Annotated in this window: 19 protein-coding genes; 10 read left to right on the top strand and 9 right to left on the bottom strand. The window is 52.4% G+C overall.

Annotated features, from left to right (window positions below; translation table 11 throughout):
- The first annotated feature begins 7 nt into the window (after positions 1 to 7).
- Together Vsou_RS06695 and Vsou_RS06690 are read left to right on the top strand one after the other, a co-directional pair.
- Positions 8 to 697 carry an endonuclease NucS domain-containing protein gene (locus Vsou_RS06695; protein ID WP_188604137.1) on the top strand — a complete coding sequence of 230 codons (690 nt, stop codon included), beginning with the start codon at positions 8 to 10 and terminating at the stop codon, positions 695 to 697.
- Between the two features lie 20 nt (positions 698 to 717).
- Entirely contained in the window at positions 718 to 945 is a 228-nt protein-coding gene (locus tag Vsou_RS06690) for a hypothetical protein (RefSeq protein WP_188604136.1), read from the top strand.
- A gap of 49 nt (positions 946 to 994) precedes the next feature.
- On the opposite strand, the gene Vsou_RS06685 is transcribed toward Vsou_RS06690, so the two are convergent.
- Both Vsou_RS06685 and Vsou_RS06680 read right to left on the bottom strand, forming a co-directional pair.
- Entirely contained in the window at positions 995 to 1,225 is a 231-nt protein-coding gene (locus Vsou_RS06685) for a hypothetical protein (protein ID WP_188604135.1), read from the bottom strand.
- Positions 1,226 to 1,254: 29 nt separating this feature from the next.
- Entirely contained in the window at positions 1,255 to 1,521 is a 267-nt protein-coding gene (locus tag Vsou_RS06680; RefSeq protein WP_188604134.1) for a hypothetical protein, read from the bottom strand.
- Positions 1,522 to 1,573: 52 nt separating this feature from the next.
- Between Vsou_RS06680 and Vsou_RS06675 the strand changes: the two genes are divergently transcribed.
- Entirely contained in the window at positions 1,574 to 2,953 is a 1,380-nt protein-coding gene (locus tag Vsou_RS06675; RefSeq protein ID WP_188604133.1) for a vWA domain-containing protein, read from the top strand.
- On the opposite strand, the gene Vsou_RS06670 is transcribed toward Vsou_RS06675, so the two are convergent.
- Positions 2,866 to 3,228 (bottom strand): hypothetical protein, encoded by a 363-nt coding sequence (locus Vsou_RS06670; protein ID WP_188604132.1) that lies wholly within the window; start codon positions 3,226 to 3,228, stop codon positions 2,866 to 2,868. The genes Vsou_RS06675 and Vsou_RS06670 overlap by 88 nt on opposite strands.
- Before the next feature lie 457 nt (positions 3,229 to 3,685).
- On the opposite strand from Vsou_RS06670, the gene Vsou_RS06665 reads away from it, so the two are divergent.
- The 4 genes from Vsou_RS06665 (at position 3,686) to Vsou_RS06650 (ending at position 6,906) form a co-directional block, all read left to right on the top strand.
- Positions 3,686 to 4,399: a hypothetical protein gene (locus Vsou_RS06665; protein ID WP_188604131.1), complete on the top strand. Its 714-nt coding sequence runs from the start codon at positions 3,686 to 3,688 to the stop codon at positions 4,397 to 4,399.
- 329 nt (positions 4,400 to 4,728) lie between these two features.
- Positions 4,729 to 5,040: a hypothetical protein gene (locus Vsou_RS06660; protein WP_188604130.1), complete on the top strand. Its 312-nt coding sequence runs from the start codon at positions 4,729 to 4,731 to the stop codon at positions 5,038 to 5,040.
- Positions 5,041 to 5,211: 171 nt separating this feature from the next.
- Positions 5,212 to 5,424 carry a hypothetical protein gene (locus Vsou_RS06655; protein ID WP_188604129.1) on the top strand — a complete coding sequence of 71 codons (213 nt, stop codon included), beginning with the start codon at positions 5,212 to 5,214 and terminating at the stop codon, positions 5,422 to 5,424.
- A gap of 90 nt (positions 5,425 to 5,514) precedes the next feature.
- A complete protein-coding gene (locus Vsou_RS06650; protein WP_188604128.1) occupies positions 5,515 to 6,906 on the top strand; it encodes a hypothetical protein in 1,392 nt (463 codons plus the stop codon).
- An 86-nt stretch (positions 6,907 to 6,992) separates the two neighbouring features.
- On the opposite strand, the gene Vsou_RS06645 is transcribed toward Vsou_RS06650, so the two are convergent.
- The 4 genes from Vsou_RS06645 to Vsou_RS06630 form a co-directional block, all read right to left on the bottom strand.
- Positions 6,993 to 7,826, bottom strand: coding sequence for a hypothetical protein (locus Vsou_RS06645; protein WP_188604127.1), 834 nt, complete (start codon positions 7,824 to 7,826; stop codon positions 6,993 to 6,995).
- A 97-nt stretch (positions 7,827 to 7,923) separates the two neighbouring features.
- Complete coding sequence (locus tag Vsou_RS06640) at positions 7,924 to 8,193, bottom strand: hypothetical protein (RefSeq protein ID WP_264890681.1); 270 nt, start codon at positions 8,191 to 8,193, stop codon at positions 7,924 to 7,926.
- Positions 8,194 to 8,226: 33 nt separating this feature from the next.
- Positions 8,227 to 8,604 carry a hypothetical protein gene (locus tag Vsou_RS06635; protein ID WP_054844654.1) on the bottom strand — a complete coding sequence of 126 codons (378 nt, stop codon included), beginning with the start codon at positions 8,602 to 8,604 and terminating at the stop codon, positions 8,227 to 8,229.
- A gap of 52 nt (positions 8,605 to 8,656) precedes the next feature.
- Positions 8,657 to 9,403, bottom strand: coding sequence for a Dna2/Cas4 domain-containing protein (locus Vsou_RS06630; protein ID WP_188604125.1), 747 nt, complete (start codon positions 9,401 to 9,403; stop codon positions 8,657 to 8,659).
- Between the two features lie 52 nt (positions 9,404 to 9,455).
- Here Vsou_RS06630 and Vsou_RS06625 point away from each other — a divergent pair, with 52 nt between their 5' ends.
- Positions 9,456 to 9,758 (top strand): hypothetical protein, encoded by a 303-nt coding sequence (locus Vsou_RS06625; protein WP_054844657.1) that lies wholly within the window; start codon positions 9,456 to 9,458, stop codon positions 9,756 to 9,758.
- 25 nt (positions 9,759 to 9,783) lie between these two features.
- Here the strand turns inward: Vsou_RS06625 and Vsou_RS06620 are convergent, their stop codons facing one another.
- Together Vsou_RS06620 and Vsou_RS06615 are read right to left on the bottom strand one after the other, a co-directional pair.
- Complete coding sequence (locus tag Vsou_RS06620) at positions 9,784 to 10,641, bottom strand: ATPase domain-containing protein (RefSeq protein ID WP_188604124.1); 858 nt, start codon at positions 10,639 to 10,641, stop codon at positions 9,784 to 9,786.
- Between the two features lie 39 nt (positions 10,642 to 10,680).
- The gene (locus tag Vsou_RS06615) at positions 10,681 to 11,304 is read right to left on the bottom strand and encodes a hypothetical protein (protein ID WP_188604123.1); all 624 of its coding nucleotides are present in this window, start codon (positions 11,302 to 11,304) and stop codon (positions 10,681 to 10,683) included.
- Between the two features lie 64 nt (positions 11,305 to 11,368).
- Here Vsou_RS06615 and Vsou_RS06610 point away from each other — a divergent pair, with 64 nt between their 5' ends.
- On the top strand, positions 11,369 to 11,731 hold the full coding sequence (locus Vsou_RS06610) for a hypothetical protein (RefSeq protein ID WP_188604122.1): 363 nt from the start codon (positions 11,369 to 11,371) through the stop codon (positions 11,729 to 11,731).
- Positions 11,731 to 12,831 (top strand): hypothetical protein, encoded by a 1,101-nt coding sequence (locus tag Vsou_RS06605; protein ID WP_188604121.1) that lies wholly within the window; start codon positions 11,731 to 11,733, stop codon positions 12,829 to 12,831. The genes Vsou_RS06610 and Vsou_RS06605 overlap by 1 nt, the downstream gene beginning before the upstream one ends.
- The last annotated feature ends 13 nt before the right edge of the window (positions 12,832 to 12,844 follow it).

Here is a 12,844-nt window from a genome sequence, read left to right as displayed (position 1 = left end):
ACGGGGCATGCCCTGCGGTGGTAATTGGCGCAGTCAAATAGGCAGGAGTGTCATAGTCCTATACGCTGATTCTGAGGTGAGTTATGATGGTAGGGCAGTCTCGAGGGCTGGTAGGGCTTGGAGGCTCATCATAATCAAGCCCGATGGCACACTACTAATCCACACTGACCAGGGCTACCAACCCATGAACTGGCAACCACCAGGCTCCAGAATCAGCGTGACGGAGACTAGTGATGGCAAGCTCATCATTTACTCCACTAGGCAGAGGCCTAGGGAGGTCATTAGGGTGGTTGTCTATGGTATAGAGTGGGCATGCTGGGGCATGCCAAGCGAGGGAGCCTTCAGGCTAACTGGGACTCACGAGGACGTCAAGGAGTGGATTGTGAGGAATATCCAGAGGATCATTCCAGGGGGCAGGGTCATTAGCGTGGAGTACGAGATCCCAGGCCATGGGATTGCCGATATCCTCGCGGAGGACGCCAGCGGGCGTAAAATCGTCATTGAGGTAAAGAGGCAGTGCGCTGACCTACATGCAGTGAGCCAGTTGAGGCGTTATGCGGATGCCCTCAATGCTGGTGGTATTCTAGTGGCTCCCTGCTTCACGAGTGGTGCCAGGAGGCTTGCTAGGGAGTATGGCTTCCAACTAGTTACCCTGGACCCGAGTGATTTAAGCCCCGGCACCGCCGGGGCTAATTAGGGTGGGTGTGAGTCACGCTCGTGCCCATTGACTACCTGGGCTTCTACACTAACTTCAAGAGGCGTTTTGTTAGGGGTAGGATTAACGTGATTCCCAAGTACGAGATCGCGAGGTTCGCCATGGAGTACGCTAACGGCGATACCGAGGTGGCTAGGAGGCTCATTACGAGCCTCGTTAAAAGGCTTGGGAGGGCTGGCATTGTGGAATTCACTGACTCGCACTGGATCGTGTATGACAAGCCCCACTAATTAGGCGGGGCTAATCGCCAGTGATTGCATGATTAAGGCTAGCAATTAATTAGCCCCGGCAATGCCGGGGCGCTGGCTTCAAGCCATCCCTCAAGCCAACAAGCCTCCTACGCCACTCACTGAGGGCGAGCCTAACCTCCCCTGGGGTGGTGGGTATAATGTACGACTCGCCAGGCGCGTAGTGCACCTCACCAACATCAAAGATTATAATATCACCATTAATAATGGCATAGACTATCGCGTATTCCTTACCATTGATTTTAACAATGTCGGTGGGCATGGGTTGGCAGTCAAGAGCCAGTTAATTAGTTAGGGTAGTGCCTGGCTAGTCCTGCTGCAGTGGATGCTGAAGACGGTCACGCTTTTTATGATGGCGTAATGAGGACCAATAGTGCAGGCCTCCCCAGGCCTTGGGTAGCCTCCAAAGGCTACCTCCACGCCCAGTGGTAGTGGTAGGATTGTACTCTCGTTACCGTTGATTACCACGCCATTAATGCTTAATACCCAGGTGTTCCCGCCTGGGTCCATTATTATTGCAATCCCCACGTGTGGTAATACCAGTGGTATTGGGAGCATCAGGCTCGCCCTGGCGAGCCAGCTAATTAGCTGGTTCTAAAACCGCAATCCCATGCCCCCTGGGGATAGTGGCAATAATGGTAATGAGAAGGGTACGATAGAGAAGTACGGGTACATTAGGTGGGTCACCCCACCACCCTTTGACATTCTTGAGGGGATGATTGAGTACTTTGTAGGCAAGTACAGGGATGGGAGTAACATGTGGCCCAAGCTCTTTATGGCTTCGGATGCCTATGGTATTCATGATCTAAGCATTGAGGTGCTTAGGTATAGGGAGAGGCCAGAATTGTTATGGCATGTGATAATGGATGAGTATAGGAGGAGTAGGGAATTGAGGGTTATTAGGGCGTACACGACTGGTAGCCAGTCACTAAGCTTCTACACTGGCGTCTGGTTCCTGAGGCTGGTCCTCAGGAACATGAGGGAGTTCATGAGGGATGAGGAGTGGCGTGAAGTCGCCAAAATGGGCATGAATAACCTAGCCAATACTGGCACGAGGGGTAGGCAATTGAGCGTCAAGGCCCTCCTAATGGCCCCAGCCAACCTAAACCAAACACAGAGGGCCGCAATCCAATTACTAGTGCGGGCTATTGCCAAGAACGTGCTTGAGGCTGTCCAGGCTCGTGCCGAGTTCGAGAATGCCCTTTCCTCACTAAGGGCTAGGTACCCGAATGCCCAGTTAATGCCGAGTCACTCCAAGGGTCTCGAGGCATCAGACACGCTCCTCGGAAGCCCCGAGGAGTTGAGGAGGATGGCTAGGGTCCTCAACAACGTGGTTAAGTTGATTGACGAGTTCACTAGCCGATTAAGCGAGGGTAGGATCACCGGCGTTGGCTACCCGAGTAGTTATACACTCTCTAATAGGATTAGTGAATTCACCGTGAAGGACTTGATAATGCCAGAGCCCGTCAGGGCTCTTAGGCTAGCCACGATTCATTATGGTTTTGAGAGGGTTAGTGGGCGTAGGTTCAACGTGGTTATTGATAGGAGCGGGAGCATGGGCGAGCCTATGCCGGGCTCTAGGATTGAGAAGGTTAGTGTGGCTACGGCAGTAGCCATAAGCCTAGTGCTGGCTTATGAGGATGTCCATGTTTATGCCTTCGACACGAGGATTCATGACCTAGGTAGTGGCTCAATCGTCATTGAGCCATTATTGAGGCTAGCCCCTGATGGTGGCACTAGCATCGCCAATGCCCTTACCCTTGCCAATAGCCTTAGTGAGGAGTCCATTATCATTACCGACGCCATCGACCCTGATGTTGACCCAGAGCTGGCTAGGAGGGTCATGGAGAGGAGTAGAATCATCATACTAGAACCGGCCGAGTACTTTGACTGGGTAAAGCCCTACATCCAGGGCGGTAGGGCTGTAATTGCCAAGACCCCGAGTGACGTGATTGAGTTCCTCGCGAGCCCCGGCACTGCCGGGGCTTGAGCAATCCTCCCGAGTAGCCACACCCTAAACTCGTCAAGCCCCATCCCCCTAGTCCTCAGGACTAGCTCTGGCGTTGTAATGTAGACCAGCCTCTTCCTCCTCGTCCTGTACCCCACAGCCTCCACCAAGCCCACTAGGGCTAGAGCCCTTAGGAACTCGCTCGCCAATCTCCTGTGACCACAGGACCTAGCCAGTCTAGAGGGCCATAGCCACACTGTGCCCTTGGTATTCATTAGTAGATTGTAGAGGGCGTTGATGAGGCAGTCAAGAGGCATGCACTAGCATGCCCATTCCCGGCCTAATTAGCCAGAACTTCCGTTGATTTTGCTCGAGTGAAGGGTATCGAGCCTGGGAGTCCAGAGTTTTGGGAATGCTTGCGAATGCAATCAATATTAACATTGACGAGGACCTTAAATGCGGAACTGAACAAGGGGAACCGAGAGTAGCAGTCCGAGTAGCAACTAAGTAGCAACCGAGTAGCAAGTCGAGTAGCTGACGATCGTGAGAAGAGTCTGGGGGTAGATATGCTAGTTTTTTCCACGTCACGGTTATCATTATTGATGCTCCCGTTATCATTAACCGTAGAGTGAGTAGGGGGTATATACCCCTCCCCAGTTTCTGCACGATCGTCAACTACACGACCTGCTACACGATTGCCACTCGACTGCTCACTAACTGCTACTCGACTTGCTACTCACGCTAGCTAATTAAGCCCACATTGTGGGCTTTCCCATGCCCATTCTCGCCGACCTAGATGACACACTCTTTGATACTACTGCCCGAGTGCAAAGGTGCATGAAGGGCGAGAAGCTGGATTGGGACTGCTACCTAAGCGAGGAGTACATGAGCCTTGACAAGCCCAAGCAGGATGTTATTGGCTTCATCAAGAGCTTGAATGAGCCAGTCTACATCGCCAGTGGCAGGATTAGGGAGAGGCAGGGTAGCACCACTACCTCACAGCTCGAGAGCCTGGGCCTGAATGTCAAGGGCATCTACCTCAAGCCCGAGTCCTGGAAGTACGCCAAGGAGTCGTATTGGAAGGCTCGAGTGGCAATATGGCTCACTGCCCATGGCGTTAGGATCAATCATGTACTCGATGACAACCCAACGGTCCTAGACAGCATTGCCAATGCCCTCAAGGCATTTAACGCCTCAATTCCCAGGCTGTGGCTGGTCAATAATGGCATTAGGGAGTACAATGCAAGTGTTAATGGCATTGGCTGGGTGAGGCTTGATGTTGATGGTGATACACTAGCGAGTAAGTGTAGCCCATTCGGCATACTGAGGATTGCACTGGCTGGCGATGAGTACTGGGCTTATGCCCTGGATTGCCCAGGAGCCTCGCCACAATCCCCCTCCAGCGTCCTAATCGATGTACTAAGCATGAGGGTCAGGTTTGGAAAGAGGGAGTACGATTGGACTAGCCCCACGGTGGACCTGGCATAGCCCCGCCGTAGGCGGGGCAGAGCTCGAGAGGGAATGGGGGATTGAATGAAGCCTCTTAAACATTGTAAAGAGTCAATTAGTCATTCTACAACCCAGTCACGGTATTCTACCATTCTACCAATTCTACCAGGCTTCTAGAGGGTTTTAGTTTAACTCTTTATCATGGGTTTATCGTGGGGGATTCACGATGGGGCTAGAGTCTAGAGTCTAGAGAGGCGCGGTAGAATTGGTAGAATGGTAGAATCCCGTAGTACACTAGTAGTAGTCTAAGCCACGATTCTAATCGAGGCACTCATGGGCTAATTAAGGGGCAAAGCCACTACCGTGTAGTGGCTTGGCGGGCAAACACGGGGAGGGTAGCCTGGCTATTCACCTGGCTCCTAGCCACGATAATACTCCTAGCCCTAGCCCTAGCCGGAGCAGGCTGGGCTAGGCACGTGGTATATGCCCTAGTCGACTCGCTAATCCTTGGACTGGTGATTATGGCTTTAGCGAGGGAGTGGAGGGGCCTACTCGTATTAAGCCTGCTCCTGGCTAGTCTAGTGATTATTGGCTTTATCACTGGCGTGGGTTTTAATACTATCGTGAAGCCACTCGAGTGGCTAGTGGCACTAATTAAGAGCGCCACTCCAGGCCTGTAGACTGACACGTGATGAAGAGCCACCTCCCGGATCTTTGGTGAAACCGCCCATAGGTGGTCGCCCCACTATTGGTGGTGGTGATGATGAATTCAAGCCTGAACACTTGTTATTGCATGTGTCGTGCCGAAGCAAGCCTAATTAGGGGGCTTATGGAATTGAGGGTGACCAGTCATGAGGTCGGTCAAGAAATGGTGGCTAATGGGACTGGCACTAGTGGTAATGACGATAACACTAGTGATAATACTCCCAATAGGTGGAAAGCCAATAATGCCGAAGCCAGTACCACACGGCTTCATGCCAATGATTGTCGGCATACAGCCACCAGGCACTCCAATAATGCCACCATGCCCAATCCACAGCCCGCCAATATACTGCCCAGCGTGACACTCGAAATAAAGAATCAAAATCAAAAACAATCCCCCTCTCCCATAGAAAGCCTAATTAGCCGGCTTATTAAATTGAAACTGACCAGTCATGAGGCTTGAAAGCCTAGGCAGGATAATGGGGGTAATAACCATGGCACTGGTAATAGCCACGCTACTGATTGCCAACCACGCAATGGCATTCTTCGCAACCACCGTGAGGAGCCTGTACGGTGGCTACTCAATAACCGCATACGCCGGGACTAACGGTGTAACCATAGTCAAGCATAATGCAGTCACTGGGGACACGGTCTACAATGTAGACCCAACAAGCAACGGCTACAAGGCCACCTACTATGCAATAAACAACCACATCACCACCACGCCACGGCAAGTAACCACGCCAGTGAATACGCAGGTGGTCACGAAGACCGTGACCATAACAAACACCATAACCAACACGATAACCAAGTACTACTACCCAATCATCACATACACTGTACAATACCTCATGACATGGATGACGCCAAGTGGAATGTGCGAGAATGGACTCTGTGGCTTGAACCCAAGCCTACTAATGCCAACAATGCCCCGTGAGGGGCATGGCAATGGTAATAATGGCAATAAGTGGGGTCACTTCATCTATATTCCAGCAGTCACTGCAGTCTTCAACTACACGGGCTTTGGACTACAGGTGGGAGTCAAGCTAGTCCCGCAAATCACGGGTTGGACCAGCAGTTCCAGCACTAGTACGAGTACTAGCTCCTTCACTACAACGAGCCAGAGTGTACAGACCATAACACGGGATATTACTAGTACAATACCGAGCCAGCCACCAACGGCATACTTCTCATACGGTGGTGGAGGCAGTAACAATCCACCAACACCAAGTACTGCCATTGTGAAGTATCCAGTGTATAGTACCAACCTGGACCTACCCACGGTGCTCGTGAAGACGGGGGGCTTTGGGACAGCGCTTGTGCTTGACGTGGCTGGGGATTCACTGTACTACGGTGGGCTAGCCACGTACGGTCTTGGTAGAGGCATGGTTGGCACCGGTAGTGATCTAATGAGTACTGCCCAGAGTACTTATAATGCTGGAGTGCAGGATTGGAATAATGCCGTGCATAATGCCCAGAATACGAATAATTACTTCCTGAAGGCTTGGGACTACATTACTGGCGGTGTCGAGTACCTGACCCACGCCATAGCCAGTGGCGTGGAGTATGGCATTGGATACACAACGAGTGGTATTGGCCATGGGCTGGAGACCGCTGGAGTCGAACTCGCTAAAACAGGCTATAATACGGCAGTCTACGCCAAGCAGGTTGGGGATGCATCGCAGAACTACGGCACGAGCGGGAGCTACCAAACAACGAAAGTACTGCCTGGGCAGACCTACATCATCAGCAATGCACCGTACAGTACTGGCTATAATGGCCTTGGACCATACGAGGTCTCCAATGTCTACCCAACACCCACGCCAGTGAACCTAGGGTGGTGATGGTGTAAGCCCCTCAAAACCAAAGATTCAAAATTCCCTTTTTCATTCTTCTTTCCCTCTCCTCTTTCCCTCAATCCCACTAATCCTCACGGCTTGAACCCAGGCGCTGGCACGCTGGGAGTCTCATTAATGGACTGTGGCCATGAGACCACGGCTTTATTATTATTCCAATAAAGCCATGCATTGCTAACGTACTCTGTGGTCCCACCCACGTGGGTTGTGCTTGGGGCTGGGAGCCAGGCAGTGCCATTCCAGTAGTAAAGGGCTAGGACCACATTGGCACTGGTGATATCGGTGGAGTATTGGTTTGCGCCTGGTCCTGCGAGGACTAGGTTGGTCAGTACATCACCAGCATTGGTGACAATCGTCACATTACCCACTGGGTAACTATAGTACCAGTCAACATTAACACCATCCAGGCTATACCCGAAGTAGGCAATGCCATTCCTAATGGCTATTACGAGCCAGGCGCAGGTGGCTCCAGTATAGGGATTGCCGTAGATTGTTGGGTTCATGTTGCAGACAATCCCATTAGCCTCTGTGGTGCACGTGCCAGGCACCCAGACAGCAGTTATAAAGCCTGTGAAGCCCGAGGGTTGCATAGCCCACACATCCTGTATCCAGTAGCCATTACTCAATTGAGCATTCAATTGTATTGAGTATGTTTGTGGTTGTATATTGCTTATACAATAGTAGCCCGCGATGGCTGTGGTTGGTGGTCCAGTGTAGCCCAGGCCCGCTGGGCTGTTTGTGATTTTTGCCAAGCCACTCGTGGGTTGTTGTGGTGGTGATTGTGGCTGGATTGTCGTGTTGTTTCCTTGGTGTGTTAGGGTTATGATTATTGATGTTGTGACTAGGATTATTGGGGCTAGGATGAGGATTGCGAGGATTACTAGCCCGATTGTCCTTAGTAGTCCCATACTGGTTTTGTCTCTAGTGGCTTGTATTAATAAGTAATCCATCCTGGCGGTAATGCACTACCAAAGAGGAAGTGGGAGGAGGGGAATTGCTAGGGAGTCAAGCCCCGGCATTGCCGGGGCTTGGTTTAACCTCGGCAATCTCCTCAATCGTCGGGCATTCATATTCAGCATGCCAGAAAAGGCAGTTAGGACCGCCACACGTTTGATTATCACTTCTGATGCCATCTATAGTAACCTTATTATCAACGGCTTCAATTATGACGCAATCCTCTCCTACTCCTAAAAACCCCTCAACCTTCTTACACTTTGACTCTATTATTTTTAATAACCTCTCTTTTATCCTCCATTCTGGGCACTCGATCTTCATGTGGGTCCAGACTGTCATGAGTATAGCCTCTAATTAGCCCAATGCCACTGGCACGGGCATTGGTAGCCTGAGCATGACATCACCATCCCTCTCGACCCTAAGTACCAAACGCTCGTGGACTGAGATAATGTAGAAGTACCTCTCCGTAACACCAACCGCAATGCCACCGAGCCTGCCCACAAAGCTGGTTAGGGTACCATCACGGTACCTGGTGATGATGATAACCCTCCAAGCCCTAAAGGGACTATACATGGTAAGCACCTTCACAGCATCATCCAGGGTAGCCTCCGTGACAGTAGTCCCTAGAATGCGGGCAATGGCTTCAATATCCTCGTCAAGCCCCTCTGGCTTGTTGCTGATGATGATGTAGCCAGCATCATCCTTGTAAACCACCTCGGCGAGGTTTGGCATGGGATGAGAATGAGGGTAGGGGTTAATTAGACCCTCGGCATTGCCGAGGGGACTAGGCATAAGCCACTATGCCAGTCCAGACAGGGCATGCTGGCGCGTACTTGCACGGGCACCTACCCCTAACAATGAAGCCTGGCTTATCATCACGCCAGGAATCCAGGACACGCCTCACGGTGTAGAGGTAGTCAAGACCCTGCCCAGCGAGGGCCTCCAGGTCCCTTGTGGAGTAGGGTACTACAGCATCATACGCGACGAGCCAGCCCCTGACTATATGATAGTAATCCCTTAGTAAGTAATAGTAAAGAGCCAGCTGGGCCTCGTGCTCCGGCCTTGGGTGGCTACTCTTTATTTCCACGAGGTGCCACTCTCCATTATAGCCGAGTAGTATATCGGGGCTGAAGCCAATGGTGAATTCCACCTCGTTATGCCTAATGAGTGTTTGGTAGTAGGTATTGTATTGGATTGCCCAGCCTGGATTATTGGCAATGATGGTATTAATATAAGCCTCGTGCACCGCCAAGCCCATTGCAATGACCATCAAGTCATTACCATTCCTAACTATACTCCCCAATCGACACCTTATGACGGAGGCGATTGGGCACTTGTCATTAACCATGCTGGGCCCCGGCATGCATTCCTCGTGCTCCCTATCATTCCTCACGATGAAGTACCCACTAGCCCTAACCATCCTAGCCGTTAGGTCACTAACGTACTTTGGTAGTAATTCATTACGGGCTACCCCGAATACGGCCTTTAAGGGTGGCAAGTTGGGTATCCTAGTTATCATTAGGCTCGCCATTACTAACCCAGCTCCAGCTAATTAGGGGCTGGGCGCTCATTAATTGACCCGCATGAGTACAAAGGCTAAGAAGGCTAGTAGGAGCGTTATAATTGACCATGGTGGTAGTAGGTTGAGGATTAATAAGAATGATGGTAAGCTCTTCATAAGTATGGAGAAGAATGGGACCAAAATCACCATGACCCTCTCTATCGAGGAGAGTCTAGTCATTAGTAGCTACCTAGCCTCATTCGCCGAGGCTAGGCTTCAGAATGGACTCTGGATGAGTGCCAGGAGGACTGAAGGAAAGACGGAGAAGAGGGAGAAGACCACGGCTCCAAGGCAAGAGGAGCCTGAGGATGTTACCGAGGAGTGAGACTCAAGCCCCGGCAAAGCCGGGGTTAGCTGGACTTCAACTCCTCAATACTGGGCTCGAGGAGTACCAACCCCCTGCCAGGCTCGATCTCATACCTCAATGCCCTCCTATAGTGATTAGTGAGCCTAGCCTTCTTTATGATAAGCCAACGCTCAATACCCTTCCTAGCCTCAGGCTCCTCCATCCACATGTGGATTATGGCATCAGCAATATGCTCGGCACCAAAACCAAAGGTCTCCCCAGTCGTCGGCGCGAATTGATTCGTCATAATCACAGTCACATTACTCCTATACAGCCTCTGCCTTAGACTGTACGTAATGAGCCTGGCCATGGCTGGGGCATGAGCCCACATGGGGGCTAGGGAGTCAATAATGACTAGGACATCCCTCGTTATCTTACCCTCCTCACTAATGCCGAGGGCCTCGTAAGCCCTCTCAATCGCCGAGATCACGACCTCCATACTCAATGGCGATTGAGCCCTCCTTTTCCCACCCTCCTCCTCGCCAGCCCTTAGTAATTCCCTATACTCCCTAGCCAGGCCGAAGAGGTCTATCACGACTAGGTTAGTCCTCGCGTCCTTGACCTTCCCAGCCAGGACATCGGCTAGGCTCACGGCATCGCCGAGGTCGATGCCGAATTGGCTAGCCTGCAGGACAACATCCTTGAACCTCGTCTCTGTTGAAACGTAGACCACTGGCATGGCATTCACATTAGCCCCAGCGGATTGTATCGTGAGGATGGACTTGCCAGTACCAGGCTCCCCAGTGACTAGGAGCCAATTACCCCTTGGCACTCCACCCTGTAGCGCGTAGTCGAGCCAGTCAACGCCTAGGCTAATCCTCTTTATAGCCTGGGCTTGTTGGGATTGGGATTGGGTAGCCATGAGGGTCGGGATTGTGGTATTAAAGCCAGCTAATTAGCCCTAGAACGCCCTGGGCACACTACTACTACCACCACCACGCTCACCCTCACTCCTGAGCCTCCTGAGGACCACAATGTACTTGTAACGGACGAGGAGCCACTTGGGGAATAAGCCAATGTAGAGCCTAACCTGGTCAACCCAGACCTCCTCCACGTTGAAGACTAGGCTTGCCTTCCCGCTATGCATTACACCATGCCTCGCCAGGGCATCCCTCACGAGGCTCCTCATGGCATCCCCATTCCCGAGACCGTGAGCCCTGACCCTAGCCCTAACCCTCCTCGGCTTGATTGGTAGTACAAGCCTCTCGATAGCGTCCTCGATCACGTCCTCCGGCTTGTAGGCTGTCCTCTCGCTGGTTTTGTACTCCCCGAGGGTGGCTACGATGTTGAATGGCCTAGCGAGGGTTATTGGGTCCATCCTATCGAGGGCTAGCCTGAGGCTCATTAGGAAGCCCTCGATGAGTGGCGTGGGCTTGACCCCGGGCTTTGGGGTTAGTACGAATAACCCAGGGTGCTTAGTGGCGTTGATTATGAATGGCAGGGCATTCCTCGCAATGAGGTAGCGCAAGTCCCTCTCTCCAGCCTCCCCACCCCTTATTGAGGCTAGGATTCCCCTCCAATCCACGGCTAGCCAAGGGGCTAGCCCTTAATTAGGGCATGCTAATTAAAGGGGCTTAGCCCACGTGCCCGTGAGCCAGAAGCAACCGGGCTTTGGGGACCTGCTCAAGGCTAAGCCCCAGCTTAGCCAGCCCCAAACCCAGGATGTAGAGGCTAGTGGGGACCAAATAGTGACTAGGTATAGGATTTACTCGCAATTACTGGCAATTGGTGAGGCTAAGGATAGGGAGTACGTGAAGACGGCAGTCACGCTTGAGGAGGTAGTCCACGTGGTGAAGTCCTTACTACCGAGTGACCCTAGGGTCATTGCCCTCGAGTACATCATGAAGTACGCGGGTAATAAGGATGCCGTGACGGCACTCCTCAGGGACGTTAGGGACTCATGCCCCGAGTGGCTTAGGCCACTCATTGACATAGCCACCGGTGGTAAGTAATGCCCAGGCTAAGCCCAATCTACCAGGACCCAATGACGAGCCTCATTGACGACCTGAGGTTCACCCTCAAGGCACCCATCATGGGCTGGTTCGAGGCCACTAGGGGCACTAGGTACGAGAGGTATGCGGAGGTAATACTCAACGCCCCACCAGGGAGAGCCTTTTCCAGAGCCGTTAAAAGGGCTAGCCTAGTGTGGACCGCCAGGACAATGGAGGGCGGTGCAAGCACGGATGCCTACTTCCAAATGCTCCTGAACATGGTCAGCCAGAGCGTGAGGCTCTACGCTGACCTAATGCCAAGCCTCGCGGAGGCAATTGCCATGATCGCCATAGTCCTCATCGTATTCACTGGAATTGGACTAACCGTAATCGGCCCCCTAACCATCCTTGGAATGGGGATGGTGGGCTTCCTCCTCTGGTTCCTAGCCCCGAAGGACCACTGGCTGGGCTTCAGCATTCTAGACGCTATAGGCATCGCTATTGCCACGGGACTCGGCATCGTGACTGCCCTAGCCGGCATTGCCAACCTGGCGATTCCAATTGGGCTATTGGCTTATGGCATTACGGTAATGCCCAGGGTCATTAGCGACTGGAGGCTTGCCTCGAGTGCTGGCTTGAGGGTCATCACGAGCTTTAACGAGTTACTCACGAAGCCAGTCCCAACGCCCCTAAGGGAGTTGAGCCCAATAGAGGCCGGGCTCAAGCCCCTCTGGCTCGATGCCAGGAGCCTCGGCGCCCCGAAGTACGTGTCCTGGGCGAATACCCTAGTTGGACTGTACATTAGTGCCGTCAACACGACTAGGAGGCTAATGCTCATCTACGCCCTCATGATGCTCGGCATTGGGCTGGGCTTCAGTGGGGGCTTGACGTGGTACATAATGGCTAATATAGTGTCCACTGGGGCGAGTCAGGCCCTGGTCACGGCTAGCCAGTACTCCGGGTTCTCCCTATCCAGCATGCCACTGCAGGCCTTCTACGCGGTAATCGGCTCTGGAATGGCTGGTGGCTTCGCCATGTTCGACCACAGGACTGGTGCCCTAACGGCTGGGGTCCTCGGCTTACTAGCCTGGTTCCTACTACACTCATTCTTCCCACTCTAGCCATTCTAATTAG

The organism is Vulcanisaeta souniana JCM 11219, from assembly GCF_026000775.1.
Classification (GTDB): domain Archaea; phylum Thermoproteota; class Thermoprotei; order Thermoproteales; family Thermocladiaceae; genus Vulcanisaeta; species Vulcanisaeta souniana.
Note: the sequence above shows the minus strand (reverse complement) of the source record. Positions and strands in the feature narration are given on the sequence as shown.